Source organism: Alteromonas sp. KUL49, from assembly GCF_006538345.1.
Lineage (GTDB): Bacteria > Pseudomonadota > Gammaproteobacteria > Enterobacterales > Alteromonadaceae > Alteromonas.
This window is the reverse complement of record NZ_BJKL01000001.1, coordinates 128,191-143,794: the sequence shown is the minus strand read 5'-3', so window position 1 is coordinate 143,794 and position 15,604 is coordinate 128,191. Positions and strand designations below refer to the sequence as shown.

Below are 15,604 nucleotides of genomic sequence, written 5' to 3'. Positions count from 1 at the left end.
TATACTGCGCCCACAAATGAGATCGCATGCCATACTCAGCAAAGATTCGCACAACGACGTGGCATATTTACTTTTTCACTGGCCCAGAGCGGACTATGATCAACAACAAAATTGCAGAAGAACTCGCCGTCAGCGCATCGCAAGTTGACGCGGCTATTTCACTACTTGACGGCGGCGCTACAGTTCCATTTATTGCGCGATACAGAAAGGAAGTTACACAAGGACTGGACGATACTCAGTTGCGTCATCTAGAACAGCGTCTTACCTATCTGCGAGAGCTAGAAGACCGCCGAGGCGTTATCCTTAAGTCAATTGACGAGCAAGGCAAGCTCTCTGATGCGCTAAAGCAAAGCATTTTGAATGCAGACAATAAAACGTCTCTTGAAGACCTTTATCTTCCGTATAAACCACGTAGAAGAACGAAAGGACAGATCGCTATTGAAGCTGGCTTAGCGCCTTTAGCTGATGCGCTGTTTGCCGACCCTGATTTAGATCCACAACTCGAAGCTGAAAAATTCATTGATGCAGAGAAAGGTGTATACGACACCAAAGCAGCACTAGATGGCGCACGCTACATTCTTATGGAGCGCTTTGCCGAAGATGCAGGGCTGCTGGGCAAGATTCGTAACTATTTAACCAATAATGCCGATTTAGTCGCTACCGTGGTGCAGGGTAAAGAGCAGGAAGCCGTTAAGTTTAAAGATTATTTTGCTCACACCGAGCCATACAAAAAAGTACCGTCTCACCGTGCACTTGCCATGTTTAGAGGCCGTAACGAAGGTGTGCTACATATTCAGTTAGACGCTGATCCGAACAACGAAGACAACACAGCGCCATCCCATTGTGAGCATTTAATTGCTGAGCACTATGATATTAAGCATCGCAATCGCGCTGCAGATAATTTTCTAAAGCAAGTAGTGCAGTGGACATGGAAAATAAAAATTGCGCTGCATATGGAAACTGAGCTTTTCAGCGCCCTTCGCGAACGAGCGGAACAAGAAGCCATTGACGTATTTGCGAAAAACTTGAGTGACTTGTTGATGGCAGCCCCCGCAGGTGCAAAGACGACCATGGGTTTAGACCCGGGTTTACGTACTGGTGTGAAGGTTGCCGTAGTTGATAAAACCGGTAAAACCGTGGCGACGAATACAATTTTCCCTCATGCGCCACAAAATCAATGGGAAAAGTCGAAGCGAACACTCGCCACACTTTGCAAACAATACAAAGTGGAACTCATCAGTATTGGCAACGGTACCGGCTCCCGTGAAACCGACAAGCTGGTTGCCGAGCTGTTAAAAGCTGAAGATGCTGTTAACGCCCAGAAAATCATGGTGAGCGAAGCAGGCGCTTCGGTGTATTCTGCTTCAGAGCTAGCGTCGAAAGAGCTTCCAGATCTTGATGTATCGCTACGTGGCGCTGTGTCTATTGCCCGTAGACTACAAGATCCCCTCGCCGAACTCGTAAAAATTGAGCCAAAGGCCATTGGTGTTGGCCAATATCAACACGACGTAAGCCAAAGCTTACTTGGCAAATCACTCGATAGTGTCATCGAAGATTGCGTAAACGCGGTTGGTGTAGATCTAAACACGGCGTCGCCCGCATTGTTAAGCTATGTATCTGGCTTGAACAAAACTCTAGCTCAAAACATTGTTCACCACCGAGATACAAATGGTGCATTTAGCGATCGTAAAAAGTTACTTAAAGTAGAGCGCTTGGGGCCAAAAGCTTTCGAACAAGCAGCAGGCTTCCTTCGCATTGTAGGTGGAACTAACCCGCTTGATGCGTCTGCCGTTCACCCTGAAGCTTACCCAGTGGTAGACAAAATCGTGGATACAACAGCAGTTGCCGTCAATGATTTAGTGGGTAACTCGGCGTTACTGAAGTCCTTATCGCCAGACACCTTCGCCAACGATGAGTTTGGTGTGCCTACGGTAAAAGATATCTTAAGTGAACTGGACAAACCGGGACGTGATCCACGCCCAGAGTTCAAAACTGCGGCATTTAAAGATGGCGTAGAAACCATCAGCGATCTTAAGCCAGGTATGATCTTAGAAGGCGTAGTGAGTAACGTTGCCAATTTTGGCGCGTTTGTGGATGTAGGCGTGCATCAGGACGGTCTGGTTCACATTTCTGCCCTCACCAACAAGTTTATTTCAGACCCGCGTGAAGTGGTTAAAGCCGGTGACATTGTAAAAGTGAAGGTGCTTGAAGTTGATGTTCAGCGCAAGCGTATTTCATTTACCATGCGTTTAGATGATACGCCGCAAGCCAGCAAACAACATAATGGTGGTAAAAAACCGGCTAATAGCGGCAAGCCGAGTGCGAAGAGCCATCAAGGTAAACGTGGTGGAAATCGCTCTTCAGAGCCACAAAACAGTGCAATGGGTAATGCATTTGCTGATGCTTTTGCCAAAGCGAAAACTAAATAGCGTATTGCGTTAGATAAAATAGAAGTGTTACGCCTGAGCTGAAAAGCCTTCCGAGAGAGGGGTATAAGCTTGGGTGTACGCCGATTGAATACGACCTTTGCGCGCTTGCATCAACGCGTCTACTGCGGTGTCAAGTTCAGCCTCTACATCAAGAGAGCGGGTACCCACATCGCCGCCATCACTGCTACCAATATCGGCCTCAGCAATAATGTCTTCAAAGGATTGGGCAAAAGATGAAGCAACACCGCCACTTTGCGCTTGGCTAGACTCAGACTCCCCGCTTTCCACATTATTCTCGGCAGGGCTCGCTAGAGATTCACGTTTTTCCTCGCTTAGCTCAACACGCGCTTCAAAGGCTTTTTGTGCCGCTTCCGCAGCTACTTTCAAATCTTGAGCAGAGGGTTGTGCAGGCGCTAAGGCAGCAGCTCGCACTTGTTGCATCTTACGCACAGTTTGCTCAGGGGTTTGTTCTTCTGAGATGTCGATAGACACCTCGCCACCCGTGACATAACGCTTGTTATCAGGGCCAGTGGTGTACTCGTACTTTGGTGAGCCCGCATATTGGCCACCGGTGGCTGCATGAGCTTGCTCGTGGGCACGAACCTCTTGGTCACGCGCCTTTAACGATTCAATCTGTTTTTGTTCGGCTTGTTGGCGCTGTTGCTCTTGAGCATCATCTTTGCCAGCACTTTGATCACTGCCGTTGTCACGATCTTGAGTAGCGTTTTCAGCACTTTGTGGCGCAGATTGAATTTGAGGTCTTTCGTAGGTCACCGGAGGTGGTGCTTGACCAGGCGTTTTTGCTCTATCACTTTCAGAGCCTAAACCTTTCTGCGACGCGCCTTTTTCAGCATCGCTGGTTTGCGGAATGGTTTCGCGAAGAATATTGTCACGTCGCGCAGCCTCGGTGCTAATGTTAGCCGTGGGTAACGTTGCCGCGGTGGGAATAGGAGTGACGATATTCATTAGCTGTTATCCGTTAAGCTAACGTATCAATGATAGTGCCTACTGCATCGTAAGCTGTGTCTAATACCTTCGCCGATGCTTGGGCATTTAAACTATTGATTTGTAAAGATAGTAGGTCAGACGTAAACGTGTCTGTAGCACTAGGTAGGGTTTGCTTGAGCGTAGATAAACCACTCACAGACGCGTTCGCCAACACAGCGCCAACACCGTCGGTTTCTAACGTTGATTGTGCACTTTTTTGCGCGATGTTTACCGATGCGGTCGTAATACCATCACTGGCCCGCTGTAAACCAAGCTGACCAGACACAATGGCAGAATTGATATTGTTGTCAATCATACCTAAAAACACTACCTCTACTCTCTCATGGTTAATTATTAACCAAAAAAGACAAAATAGAAAGTATGAATTGCTTTTAGCTTTGCACGCCTGTTAGGCAATGTTGACGCTTTTCACCTTATCCAGGCTGGCTGCAAAGCGCATCAAAATATCGGCACACTGCTGAGGATGGGAAATAAATGGCGCATGGGCAGCGTGAGGTAACACAACAGTATCGGCTTGAGGCTGTAACTCACAAATACGATCAATGCCTGATGTGGGCACTAAACTGTCTAACCTTCCGTACAAACGCAGTGTAGGGGCTTCTATTCGCGAGATTTTCTCGCGGATGTCTTCACTAGAGAGAAGCTTCAAACCCTCTTGCAGTGCAACCTGCGATGGTTCGGGAAAGGCCGTTATCTGACTTTTAATCTGCTTGATATCTTGTCTTGCTGTTTTGCTACCCATCGCTTGAATCGCTAAAAAGCGCTCAAGGGTTTTGCGATAATCATGCTCTAGCTGAGCTTCAAACATGGCCAATAAATCGGGGGCAATTCCCGGCCAACAATTACCCGCAACAAATCTAGGGGTAGACGCAATGGTCACTAAACCATCCAATTCACATTGCTGTGATAAGGCTAAATACTGGGCTACAAGCCCTCCTAATGACCATCCGACTACAATGCTATTTTTAGGAAGGTGAGGCGACAAACAGTCTGCTAACGCAGAAGCTGTGTATGGCATAGGTACTACGTCTTTGTTTTCGCCAAAGCCCGGTAAATCGATAGTGGTAACGCGAAAATATTCACACAAATAAGGTACAAAGGACGAGAAGGCGCCGCTGTTCATCCCCCAACCATGCAGTAAAACTAGATCTTTTCCTGCACCCTGAGTACAGCTAACAATCGTTGAAGAGGTGTGTGACTCTTTCACAGTAAATACCTTTTAACTAAAGCAACAATGAACACCAAACACCATAATACATGGCGTAAACGGTTACAGCACTTATTACAACGCGCTTTCAACTTTTCCTGTTTACTATGCTATCAGCCAAGCGCCACTACAGTATGTCATTGGTGTGAAAACGATCTATTTTTTTTCGACGATACCACTTACGACGAAAACTTACTGTCTTGTGGGTTAGTTTCTCGTCATGTTAAACACTGCCACTATGACGCTCTCTCAGTGCTAGGTATATATACTGGGAGCGTTGCACACCTAATACAAAAACTTAAGTTTAGTCACTCTCTTGCCGCTGGGCGTATTCTCGCTAACTGGTTTTACACCAAGCGAATTCATTCATCAAGACAACTACCTCAGGTATTGCTGCCGGTGCCCATTCATCCAACGCGATTATTCTCTCGGCATTACAACCAAGCCACTGTGCTCGCTGACGATATTGGAACGCTTGCAAACATCCCTGTAGAGCAACATTGGGCAATAAGGACGGGAAGAAAAACTCAACACCACCTCAATCGTTCAGACCGAGCAACGAATGCTAAATCAGCGTTTTCACTGTCGACCCGCTGTTTAGATAAGCGGATTGCTACTTCAAATATCAACTGCGTAGCCATCGTCGATGACATCATTACCACCGGCGTTACGGTAAATCACCTCGCTCAGCAACTTCGAAAACGCTACCCCCAACTCACTATTCATGTTTGGGCAATGGCGTTTACGCCACCGCCGAAAAGTGCGTTGTTGAATGAATAGTAGTATTGAATAGCAAACAGGCTATTGCCAACAACAAACCGCTAAGCGTATGCTTTAGCGATAAAAATGAAATAAGGAATTCGTGCGTGGCCACCGCTAATTTACTTGCTCTTCTTGATGATATCGCCACTTTGATGGACGACATAGCCACCCTGTCTAAGGTCGCAGCACAAAAGACAGCCGGTGTCTTAGGTGATGACCTTGCCGTAAATGCTGATCAGGTTAGGGGTGTCAAAGCGGATAGAGAACTTCCTGTTGTCTGGGCCGTCGCTAAAGGCTCTTTGCTCAACAAAGCTATTTTAGTGCCCGCAGCATTAGCTATCAGTACCTTTATTCCTTCGTTGATAACAGTATTATTGGTAATAGGTGGATTGTATTTGTGCTTTGAGGGCGCTGAAAAGTTATTGCATAAATATTTGCCCCACGAGGATGCCATTGAATCAAGAGAAGCACGAATAGAAGCTTTATCGCAAGTTGATGTAGATATGGTTGCCTTTGAGAAAGATAAGATCAAAGGAGCTATTCGTACCGATTTCATTCTCTCTGCAGAGATTATTGTTATTGCATTAGGTACAGTAAGCGATGCCCCGTTAACCACACAAATCGGTGTGTTGGTAGCATTGAGCTTAGCCATTACCGTAGGCGTTTACGGTCTTGTGGCTGCATTGGTAAAAATGGATGATGTGGGCTTGTACATGCTACGAAAATCATTAACCGGCACAATGAATGGGTTTCAAAGAGTGGTTGGCCGAAGCTTACTGATAGCCGCGCCAGCACTAATGAAAACCTTGGCGGTTGTGGGTACGGTTGCCATGTTCCTGGTGGGCGGTGGTATTTTAACCCACAGTATTGGCATGCTACATCATGTATCAGACTGGTTTGTTTCCATTGCACCCAACTTTTCACTAATCATGTCAATTTTGGCTGACGGCGTTGTTGGCATTGTTTCAGGAGTGGTAATTGCAGTGATTGTGAGCTTCGCGTCTAAGCTAAGAGGTATCACAAACAACAAGACTTAGGCGACGGTCTCCATTTTTTAATGGTTAGTAGTGAACTGTCTAGCAACCTAGCAATCAATAAGGCGATAAAATTCATTCCTGACGATAAAAATTTGTCATTTCCCTTTCATGTTTATTGCGCGTAAAAAGCGCTTAGTTTCCCGTAAGCTAAACATGAAACCATATGAACAAACCCCATCAAGACACAGTTGAAGTCACTGTATTGGCTGACAAAGTCCAACTCACGCTCATCGAGAAAGCCTTGGATAAGCGCGTGTTTTCACACCGCTATAAAGATGTTTTATTTGTTGGCTACCCAAAATCTTTTACCTACATTTTCGACTATGGTGTAGTCGTGTTTTGGTCTGTCACAGAAGAACGCAAAGATTATCTGATAGATACTCTCAAAGCCAATACTCAGCTACATGTTGAACAGCAAAGAGAAATCTTTCCATACAGCGTTGATTCTGATGCAACGGTAACTATGGTCGATGACGAGATTCTGATAAATGCAAAGGAACAGCGTGCCCTTTTAGCTGTTAGCCATGCGTTAGCGCAGTCTGCCAAGCTTGAACAATTTGAAAGCCGAGCAGAGCGAACTATTAAAGATAATGCTTATTTGTCTGCAGGTTTGGCAAAAACTGGCAAAATCCCACTTTCGCGCAAAGAACTGGCAAAGCTCAGAGGCAACTTATTCAAAACAAAAAGCGATATTTTGCTTCACTACAATTTGCTCGATACACCCGACTTTTTCTGGCAGAACCCTGATCTGGAATCGATTTACCAAGCGTTGGCCAAATACCTTGAACTGGTTCCACGCGTCGAATTGCTGACATTAAAGCTCGAAACGATTCACGAACTATTAGAGATGCTAGCAGCGGAGCAAAACCATAAGCATTCAGCTTTTCTAGAATGGATAATTATTGTCTTAATCGCCGTAGATATTGCTGTTTACTTTGGCCATTAACTATGGGTGACATCTTCCTAAGCACTAGGGTAAATCATACTGAGACTGCATTTTCCATTCACGAATTGCTTGGTTGATTTGCTCAACAAAAGATCTATTGACCTCATTGTCATGACACACAAATGCCTCGCGTGAGGTGTGGATGGGTCTGTCTTTTTGGAACTGTGGGACAGCGATCTGTAATCGCTCTGCAGCCCCTTGAATATCTATTAGGTAACTTATTACGGCATCTACACGCCCAAGAGTTAAGAATTGTAAAATAGTTACGTCGTCGTCCAATTCTATATACTCTGCTGGTAGAGATTGACGAATGCCACCGAAGGTAAAACCGCGACGAATAGCTATTCTTGACTCTGTATTAAGCCCCGCTTGGGGTTGCTCCCCAATAGTGAAAACATAAGCACTCGTTACTTCAAGTGGATGACTTTCCAGTAACGTATGCTTTTCCTGCATGGTTTCTCTACTGGCGGGGAAAATACAATTCAAATAGCCTTTTGGAAACTCAACTTCAACCCGAGTTGGAGGCATAAACACCACATCTATGTTGTCTAACGTCGACAGAAAACGATTGTATTGCCCCTCGGGAGCGGGTGGCTGAGTGAGTGCATTCCCTATTTCTGAAACAGCAATGGCGTATCGGTCACTGGTTTGCGCAACCGAAATAGTCGTTAGGGCAAATAGCAATACCCCGAACACTGCGTATTTCATTAAACTTGGTTCTCCGAACTCGCAAATCCAAACACCACCGATAGTATATTATCTACTCACTACTAGCCACTTTGCTTAGTGCTCCGTTGCTTGCACTCAACGCATAAATGGCCACATATAAATAGCGTTGGCCATCATTTTATTAGTGCCATGCCAATAGCCTCTGAACTGAGTGTTGTCGACAAACCCTATGACTAACCCGTTACCTACTCGCGTTGTTACCACCGCCGGAGAATCTGCAATTAGGTTAACCATGGCCTTATCGCTAAAGCCTGAGAGCAACGGAGCACCAGAGTAAACCGCAGGCGTAGTAAACGGGGAATAATCATTACTGATGATCATATTACTTGTTTTGAACAGAGGGAGCGTATCAGAATCAAAACCGTAAAACAGAGGATGTGACACGTCGATATTGGCTTGATACACAGTACCAGCAACGAGCTTGCGGGCATACAAGGCATCCTTTTCAGCAAACGCAAGATCATCGGTATCAAATGCGGCATCTATCACACTATTATCTACTACCTCTGCGTCAAGCCAGCCTTGTGCTGATAAAAATCGTAAGGCGGACTTCTGACCAATGACCACACCACCTTGGTTAATCCAGTGTTCTAGCTTTTGAATCGCCTGTTCCGACAGTTGATAACGACCATTGGCAAATACGATATGTGTGTATGGCATGAAAGAAGTACTGGCGAGCTTTGCTTGTTCAACAATGCTTGTAGCTAGGCCAATGCGAGTATCAAACAAATGCCAAATTTCACCCACATCGTATTCACGGGTACCTTCACCGCCAACAATAAGTACACTAGGCGGCGTGGTAGGTACAATCGAGCGGCTGCCCAAATCGACACCTGCCGGGGTTAACCCCGACTTCAATGCATACACTGGTACATCAAACTGCTTGGCAAGATAAACCAAATACTCAGCTAGCGGCTGTCCTTCATTACCACTTCTAGGTATCACAACACTTCCCGGCGCAAATTGATGACGGCTACCATCCACCAGAGTCGCAGTAAATGACTTACTGGTAATTCGCGTGGATATATCATGCTCTAAAAGGGCTTGTAGAAATGCCGGTGCATAATACTCATCCCAACCAAACCCATAGGCATATGCACCCTCTGGAAGCGCATCAGGAAGCTCTGGCTTGGCTAGCTCAATATTAGCAGCAGTTTTTACGCCTCTTGCATCACGTTGCGAAACTGACTGATATTCCAAGTTAAAAGCGTAGGCAATATGCCAGCTAGACACATCGTAAAAGGTATTGTTTTCGAAATTTGTTTGCGTTGAAAACAACGACTTAATCAAGCGGTATTGAGGCTGGTCTAACGGGATATAAATCGCATTTTTCGCCTCAAAGGTTTTATCGCGCAACGTGATGTCTCGATTGACTACGTCATAACGGATATTGTGCTGAGTAAGTAGAGCGAGGAATCGAGTAAACCTACCTGTGTCCTTGGGCTGCTCAATCAGATAGCCAGCATCGGTATCATTCTCTATTAATGCTTCAGTGCTTTTTACAAAGGTCACTTGATAGTCAAGTAAGGCCGCTTTATTGGCTACAGCCCCCTCAAACGTACTGAGCGAGGTAGTGACTTGGTTCGCAATAGTATCGGCAAAGGCGACTGGACCATTGATAGATGATTGCAAATGCCCACGAGAACTGGCTTGTTCGAACAAAATACCAACGCTGCCGTGAATATCTGGATAGGTTGACCCTTTGCCAACATAAAAATCGTCAAAGGCTTCTTCGGTAAAGTAAAGCTCTCCTGCAGTATCTAGGGCCTTAGCATGGTATTTTGCCAAGGCTTCAGTGAGGGTTACATTACCATCGGGCGTTAATGGGTTCTTACGAGAGCGTACGCCGGGTTGGAAAAAGTAAGTGCTATTGGTACCCATTTCGTGAAAGTCGGTGAGCACATGGGGACGCCATTGGTGAAATTTCGCAATACGGGCACGTGACTCAGGGTGAGTAAGTAATAACCAGTCTCGATTTAAATCAAACCAATAGTGATTTGTTCTGCCGGAAGGCCAGCCTTCGTCGTGCTCTCTGTGTTGAGGGTCGGCAACAAGCTGCTTCCCTTTATGCATATTCGCCCACTGTGCAAATCGCGATAAACCATCAGGGTTAAATGACGGATCGAGTAAAACCACATTCTCGTTTAGCATCTTTTCTACATCTGCCGATTGTGCTGCGGCCAAGTAATAAGCAACGATAAGAGATGCGTTTGCGCCCGAAGGCTCGTTACCATGTACGCTATAGCCCATATAGATAACAAGGGGGGCATCACCTGCTGGACGATTACCACTGACAACCGAATTAACATGAGTCGATTGAATAGCGTCAATATTTGAATGATTTTCGGGAGCAGTGATCGTAAGCAACAGTAAGGGGCGGTTTTCGTGAGTGCGTCCGGTTTCCTCTATGGTTACCCGAGGCGACGCGTTGGCGAGTTGATACATGTAACTCACTAATTGGTCGTGTCTAACGTGCCATTCACCAACATTTGCACCCAACACTGACTCGGGCGTGGGAATACTCGGGTCTAGCGGTGTACCTTCTGGTAAAAATGCGGCAGCAACTCGTCCGCCTTTATCTATCGATACCGCAGCGTAAACGCTTCCGACAACAGTGCTAAGTAGTACTAAAACATACAAACAGGCGGTAACAACCCGCCGAATCAACGTGGTAACCATGATTTTCCTGTCTTTTATTTTTACTCTTTCACGGAATTTAACAATACTTGACTGTTTTAGTCAGGTAAATTTGTTATTATAGCCGTATTCATCATTATTGTAGGACTTGCTAATGATCACTATATCAGAAGACGCGCAAGCTCACTTTGTAAAATTGCTGGGTAATCAAGAAGCTGGCACAAACATTCGAGTTTTCGTTGTTAACCCGGGTACATCTTCCGCAGAATGCGGTGTTTCCTACTGCCCACCAGACGCGGTAGAAGACAGCGACACTCGTTTGCCGTTTAATGGTTTTGATGCTGTGGTAGACGAGGAAAGCGTACCTTACCTTGATGAAGCTGAAATCGATTACGTCACTGATCAAATGGGCTCTCAGTTAACACTTAAAGCCCCCAACGCTAAAGCGAAAAAGGTGTCAGATGATGCACCTTTGGTTGAGCGTATCAACTATATGATCGAATCTGAAATTAACCCTCAGCTAGCCAACCATGGCGGACAAGTCATGCTTGTTGAAGTGACTGACGATGGCATTGCTATTCTTCAGTTTGGTGGCGGTTGTAATGGTTGTTCAATGGTAGACGTAACGCTGAAAGATGGCATTGAAAAGCAAATGCTAGAAAACTTTGCTGGTGAACTTAATGGCGTGCGCGATGCCACAGAACACGAAGCTGGCGAACACTCTTACTACTAATACCCCCAATGATGGACATATTAAAAAGCTGGCAGCGCTTTAAGATTGGTTTAGGCCTTTTCGCCGTTGGCGCTGCGCTTTTTATTTTCACTTCATCGATACACATCGCTACTCACTATACCTCTTTGGCTTTGTTACTTGGTGGATTTGCATACGCCATGTTTGGCTACGCAGGAATCTTTCTCAATCGCTTTAACTCACTCAAGAGCAAAAAACCGCCACCACCGTTTTAATCACCCAATTGCCATTGTATGATGAAATTCACTTTCAACATTCCAATGGAACATCCAGTGAAAACAATCGGTTTAATTGGTGGAATGAGCTGGGAATCTACGGTGAGTTACTATCAAGCCATCAATCGTGGCGTAAATCAGCAGCTCGGCGGATTACACTCCGCAAAACTTTGCCTCTACAGTGTGGACTTTGAGGAAATACAGTTACTTCAACATCAAGACAAGTGGGCTGACACTGCAGAAATCCTCTCTCACGCGGCACAAAGTACTGTTGCTGGCGGTGCAGATGCTGTCCTCATATGTACCAACACCATGCATAAGGTTGCGGATGAAGTCGCTAGCGCTGTTAATGTGCCCTTGCTTCACATTGCTGATGCCACCGGCGCGGCTATCAAAAAGGCAGGTTATAGCTCCATTGGTTTGTTAGGGACACGCTTCACTATGGAGCAAGACTTTTACAAACAGCGTTTGCAAGATGAGTATGGTCTAGAGGTATTAACGCCCTCTGAAGACGACCGTACTAGGGTACATGACGTCATTTACAACAAGCTTTGCCAAGGCATAGTTGAACCAGGTGATAGAGAAACCTATCTTGCCATTATGGATAAGATGAGCGAGCAGGGCGCTCAGGGTATTATCTTAGGGTGTACTGAAATAGCCCTACTCGTAAAACCAGAGCATACCGCTATTCCACTGTTTGATACGGTCGCAATACATGCTCAAGCTGCCGTCGATTTTGCATTGAGCTAGCTAAATGAATCCATTAAAAACTGGTAAAGCCTACGATACCATTACCGAGCGATGGACCTCATCAACATTCAATCGCCACAATGGGATCGCTCAGCACAAGCGTGCTCTAAAGTTTTACGGCAAACCCATAGAACATGCAGTAGCGCTAGACGTAGGTTGTGGTTGTACTGGTCGATTTTTTGAGCTGCTTGGTGAAGAAGGGTTCGCTTTAGAGGGAATTGACGCATCTGAGAAAATGTTAGCGCTACTTGAAGCGCAAAACCATAAATGCACGCTCTATCACGGTGATATCTGTACGTTTGCTCTTCCCCGTCAATACGACTTTATTACCGCTTGGGACAGTATCTGGCATGTTCCGTTAGCTCATCAATCCGCTTTGATTACCAAGTTATGCAATGCACTAAAACCCGGTGGGGTGCTTATCTTCACATGTGGTGGGACCGAAGAAGCTGGAGAGCATACTAACCGCACTATGGGGCCAGAAGTTTACTATGCGTCTGTTGGAATCAACGGTTTTATACAGACAGTGCTAGACACAGGCTGTTACTGTCGCCATGTTGAATACGATCAGCATCCGGAACTACATACTTACATTATTGCTCAGCGACCGACACTAGCTGGTTGCGACGATTAAGCAAAGCAAAGGCTATCGCAAGTGTCACCCCTCTGGCAACGAGGAACGCCAACAGTGCATACCAGAGTGCTACGTTCCCCAATGACTGGGTGACAAACCACACTGGAAAAAACACGATAAGTGCACTGAACACCATAGAATTGCGCATTGATGACGCTCGAGTGAGTCCCACAAACACGCCATCATAAAGAAAACACCAGTGCGCAAGAATGGGCAAAACCACCATCAAGGGCAGGTAGCTAAAAGCTGCTTCTATGATGTCATTGTGTTGGGTTAGTAACTGAATGATGTCAGTACCAAACATCCAAAATAACAAGGTATAAGCAAGGGCGAAAAAGGAAGACCACACGAGTCCTTGATTCGTTCGCTGCACAATAGCCCTTTGATTTTTCGCGCCAGAGGCTTCACCAACTAAGGCCTCAACGGCGTGGGCAATACCATCGAGCCCCAGTGCTATCAATACAAAGAACTGCATTAGTATGGCATTTACCGCTGCGTGTGTTTCACCAAGCCTCGCGCCTTGAAGCGTTAGAAATGCCAAACAGCCCTGTAGCGCTAGGTTTCTTATGAGCATGTCTGAGTTGAGCTTTAACAGTACTCGCCTTGCGGCATCGTTAAACCACTCAGTACTGGGCAAGCGCCAGCCAATCTGTTGAAGCCCGCCAACAAGCGCCATTGTTGCCATTGTGTACTCGGCAAACACACTAGCCAATGCCACGCCCTCAACACCCCAACCTAAGCCATACACCAATCCAACATCCAACACACCATTGAGCAGGTTGCCCGTTATTTGAATAATCATAACCAGGCGTGTTCGCTGTTGACCCACTAGCCAACCAATCATGGCGATATTAACGAGCGCTGCTGGCGCTCCCCATACACGCACTTGATAATATTGACTGAGCCATTGTTCCACCTGTGTTGAAGGATCAGCTAAGGCGATACCAATGCGTAAAATAGGTACTTGTAATATCAACAGCAACATACTGATAGCAATGGCAATACCCACGGTTTGCCACAATACTCGAGCTGCTGCATCATGATCTTCTACTCGGCCACGGGCCTGTGCACTTAACCCAGTAGTAGACATGCGCAAAAAGCCGCACACCCAGTAAATTTGGGTAAGTATTAATGCGCCAATGGAGGCCCCCGCTAGCATTGAAGGTGATTGCATGTGTCCCAACACGGCGGTATCCACCAACCCGAGTAACGGCGTGGTAATGTTGGCTAAAATCATTGGTACTGCTAGCACAATGAGGCGACTGTGGTCATGCCAAAGTGTATATTGGTTCGTCATGAGTGTAGTGGGGGCTGTTGATTCTAAGTTATTGTATAATCAGTACAGAGCATATCACGCTACTTAGTTGGGTTGTCCCGTTTGTCCTTTTTCTTTTTAGGTCGATTGAATGATGAAGACGTTTTTTCTTACACTGCTTGCCAGCCTGTGCCTTGCATTCAGCTATCAAGTGAGCGCAAATATTCAAAGTGCTGACACTTCATCGCCGGCAACATCAAGTGCAACAGTGCTGCTTTATCATCATGTGGCTGACAATACACCAGCGAGTACAAGTATTTCCCCAGATCAATTTAAACAACACATGGAATACTTGTCGCAACATCACACTGTAGTGCCATTACAACAGGTCATTGAGGCCATTAAAAACAGTCAGCCGCTTCCAGAAAATGCCGTGGCAATTACCTTTGATGACGGTTATCAAAATATTTTCGACAACGGACACCCTGTTTTAAAAAGCTATGGCTTTCCCTATACCATATTTATTAACCCCCTAGAAATTGGCAAGTCTCGCAGTCAGTTGACGTGGGAAACGATCAAGAAAATGCAATCAGAGGGCGCGAGCTTCGCTAATCACACGCTAGATCACCTACACATGTTGAACAAAAAAGCGGATGAAACTCAGCAAAAGTGGTTAGAAAGAGTATGGAACAATGTGGTTCGAGCTGAAGCGATGATCACACAAAATACCGGCGAATCTTTGCGTTACTTAGCTTACCCATTCGGCGAGTTTAATAATTTACTCGCAGAAAAAGTGACATCTGAAGGGTACATAGGTTTTGGGCAACATTCTGGTGCCATTGGCGCAATGAGTGACTTTGGCCAGCTACCTAGATTTCCTGCTGCGGGTATTTATGCAAATTTAAATACCTTGAAAGTAAAGTTGAACAGCTTAGCCATGCCGGTAATGGCGAACTCGCTAGGGGATCCTGAGCTTGTCGACAGGCAACTCAATGATAGAATCTCCGTAATTATCGAGACAACTGACGTACGTATTAATCAAGCAACTTGTTACTTCAATGGCTCACTCATTCCTACCCAAGTCAGTGATAACGTTATTTCGTATAGCATTGAACAAAGGCTCCCAATAGGTCGTTCGCGGGTTAATTGCACTGCGCCTTCGAAAACACAATCGGGAAGATACTATTGGTACTCACAGCCATTCTTTATTGCTGATGAGCTGGGGCGTTATCCTGACTAGTAAA

Annotated in this window: 15 protein-coding genes; 9 read left to right on the top strand and 6 right to left on the bottom strand. The window is 45.8% G+C overall.

The annotated features are described in order from the left end of the window. Positions 1 to 95: 95 nt before the first annotated feature. Complete coding sequence (locus EYS00_RS00665) at positions 96 to 2,429, top strand: Tex family protein (protein WP_130635105.1); 2,334 nt, start codon at positions 96 to 98, stop codon at positions 2,427 to 2,429. A gap of 27 nt (positions 2,430 to 2,456) precedes the next feature. Here the strand turns inward: EYS00_RS00665 and EYS00_RS00660 are convergent, their stop codons facing one another. The 3 genes from EYS00_RS00660 to bioH form a co-directional block, all read right to left on the bottom strand. Continuing rightward, positions 2,457 to 3,395, bottom strand: coding sequence for a putative metalloprotease CJM1_0395 family protein (locus EYS00_RS00660; RefSeq protein WP_130634655.1), 939 nt, complete (start codon positions 3,393 to 3,395; stop codon positions 2,457 to 2,459). Positions 3,396 to 3,408: 13 nt separating this feature from the next. Then, positions 3,409 to 3,732: a hypothetical protein gene (locus EYS00_RS00655; protein ID WP_130634654.1), complete on the bottom strand. Its 324-nt coding sequence runs from the start codon at positions 3,730 to 3,732 to the stop codon at positions 3,409 to 3,411. Between the two features lie 93 nt (positions 3,733 to 3,825). Then, positions 3,826 to 4,644: a pimeloyl-ACP methyl ester esterase BioH gene (gene bioH / locus EYS00_RS00650; protein ID WP_130634653.1), complete on the bottom strand. Its 819-nt coding sequence runs from the start codon at positions 4,642 to 4,644 to the stop codon at positions 3,826 to 3,828. A gap of 27 nt (positions 4,645 to 4,671) precedes the next feature. Here bioH and EYS00_RS00645 point away from each other — a divergent pair, with 27 nt between their 5' ends. The 3 genes from EYS00_RS00645 to EYS00_RS00635 all read left to right on the top strand — a co-directional run bounded on the left by EYS00_RS00645 (position 4,672) and on the right by EYS00_RS00635 (position 7,389). Continuing rightward, the gene (locus EYS00_RS00645; RefSeq protein WP_242618593.1) at positions 4,672 to 5,424 is read left to right on the top strand and encodes a ComF family protein; all 753 of its coding nucleotides are present in this window, start codon (positions 4,672 to 4,674) and stop codon (positions 5,422 to 5,424) included. Between the two features lie 86 nt (positions 5,425 to 5,510). Continuing rightward, complete coding sequence (locus tag EYS00_RS00640) at positions 5,511 to 6,443, top strand: DUF808 domain-containing protein (RefSeq protein WP_130634652.1); 933 nt, start codon at positions 5,511 to 5,513, stop codon at positions 6,441 to 6,443. 163 nt (positions 6,444 to 6,606) lie between these two features. Continuing rightward, positions 6,607 to 7,389 (top strand): RMD1 family protein, encoded by a 783-nt coding sequence (locus EYS00_RS00635; protein ID WP_130634651.1) that lies wholly within the window; start codon positions 6,607 to 6,609, stop codon positions 7,387 to 7,389. Between the two features lie 24 nt (positions 7,390 to 7,413). On the opposite strand, the gene EYS00_RS00630 is transcribed toward EYS00_RS00635, so the two are convergent. Beyond that, positions 7,414 to 8,097, bottom strand: a complete 684-nt coding sequence (locus tag EYS00_RS00630) for a hypothetical protein (protein ID WP_130634650.1) — start codon at positions 8,095 to 8,097, stop codon at positions 7,414 to 7,416. Positions 8,098 to 8,193: 96 nt separating this feature from the next. Continuing rightward, positions 8,194 to 10,797 (bottom strand): M14 metallopeptidase family protein, encoded by a 2,604-nt coding sequence (locus EYS00_RS00625; RefSeq protein WP_130634649.1) that lies wholly within the window; start codon positions 10,795 to 10,797, stop codon positions 8,194 to 8,196. A gap of 112 nt (positions 10,798 to 10,909) precedes the next feature. Here EYS00_RS00625 and nfuA point away from each other — a divergent pair, with 112 nt between their 5' ends. The 4 genes from nfuA to EYS00_RS00605 are packed head-to-tail and all read left to right on the top strand — an operon-like array spanning position 10,910 to position 13,105. Next, positions 10,910 to 11,488 carry a Fe-S biogenesis protein NfuA gene (gene nfuA, locus EYS00_RS00620; protein ID WP_130634648.1) on the top strand — a complete coding sequence of 193 codons (579 nt, stop codon included), beginning with the start codon at positions 10,910 to 10,912 and terminating at the stop codon, positions 11,486 to 11,488. Between the two features lie 8 nt (positions 11,489 to 11,496). Further along, a complete protein-coding gene (locus tag EYS00_RS00615) occupies positions 11,497 to 11,721 on the top strand; it encodes a hypothetical protein (protein WP_130634647.1) in 225 nt (74 codons plus the stop codon). 57 nt (positions 11,722 to 11,778) lie between these two features. Then, on the top strand, positions 11,779 to 12,471 hold the full coding sequence (locus tag EYS00_RS00610; RefSeq protein ID WP_130634646.1) for an aspartate/glutamate racemase family protein: 693 nt from the start codon (positions 11,779 to 11,781) through the stop codon (positions 12,469 to 12,471). Positions 12,472 to 12,475: 4 nt separating this feature from the next. Next, complete coding sequence (locus EYS00_RS00605; protein WP_130634645.1) at positions 12,476 to 13,105, top strand: class I SAM-dependent methyltransferase; 630 nt, start codon at positions 12,476 to 12,478, stop codon at positions 13,103 to 13,105. On the opposite strand, the gene EYS00_RS00600 is transcribed toward EYS00_RS00605, so the two are convergent. Further along, entirely contained in the window at positions 13,065 to 14,342 is a 1,278-nt protein-coding gene (locus tag EYS00_RS00600) for an MATE family efflux transporter (RefSeq protein ID WP_130634644.1), read from the bottom strand. The two genes, EYS00_RS00605 and EYS00_RS00600, sit on opposite strands and share 41 nt — an antisense overlap. A 169-nt stretch (positions 14,343 to 14,511) precedes the next feature. On the opposite strand from EYS00_RS00600, the gene EYS00_RS00595 reads away from it, so the two are divergent. After that, positions 14,512 to 15,600: a polysaccharide deacetylase family protein gene (locus tag EYS00_RS00595; protein WP_130634643.1), complete on the top strand. Its 1,089-nt coding sequence runs from the start codon at positions 14,512 to 14,514 to the stop codon at positions 15,598 to 15,600. The last annotated feature ends 4 nt before the right edge of the window (positions 15,601 to 15,604 follow it).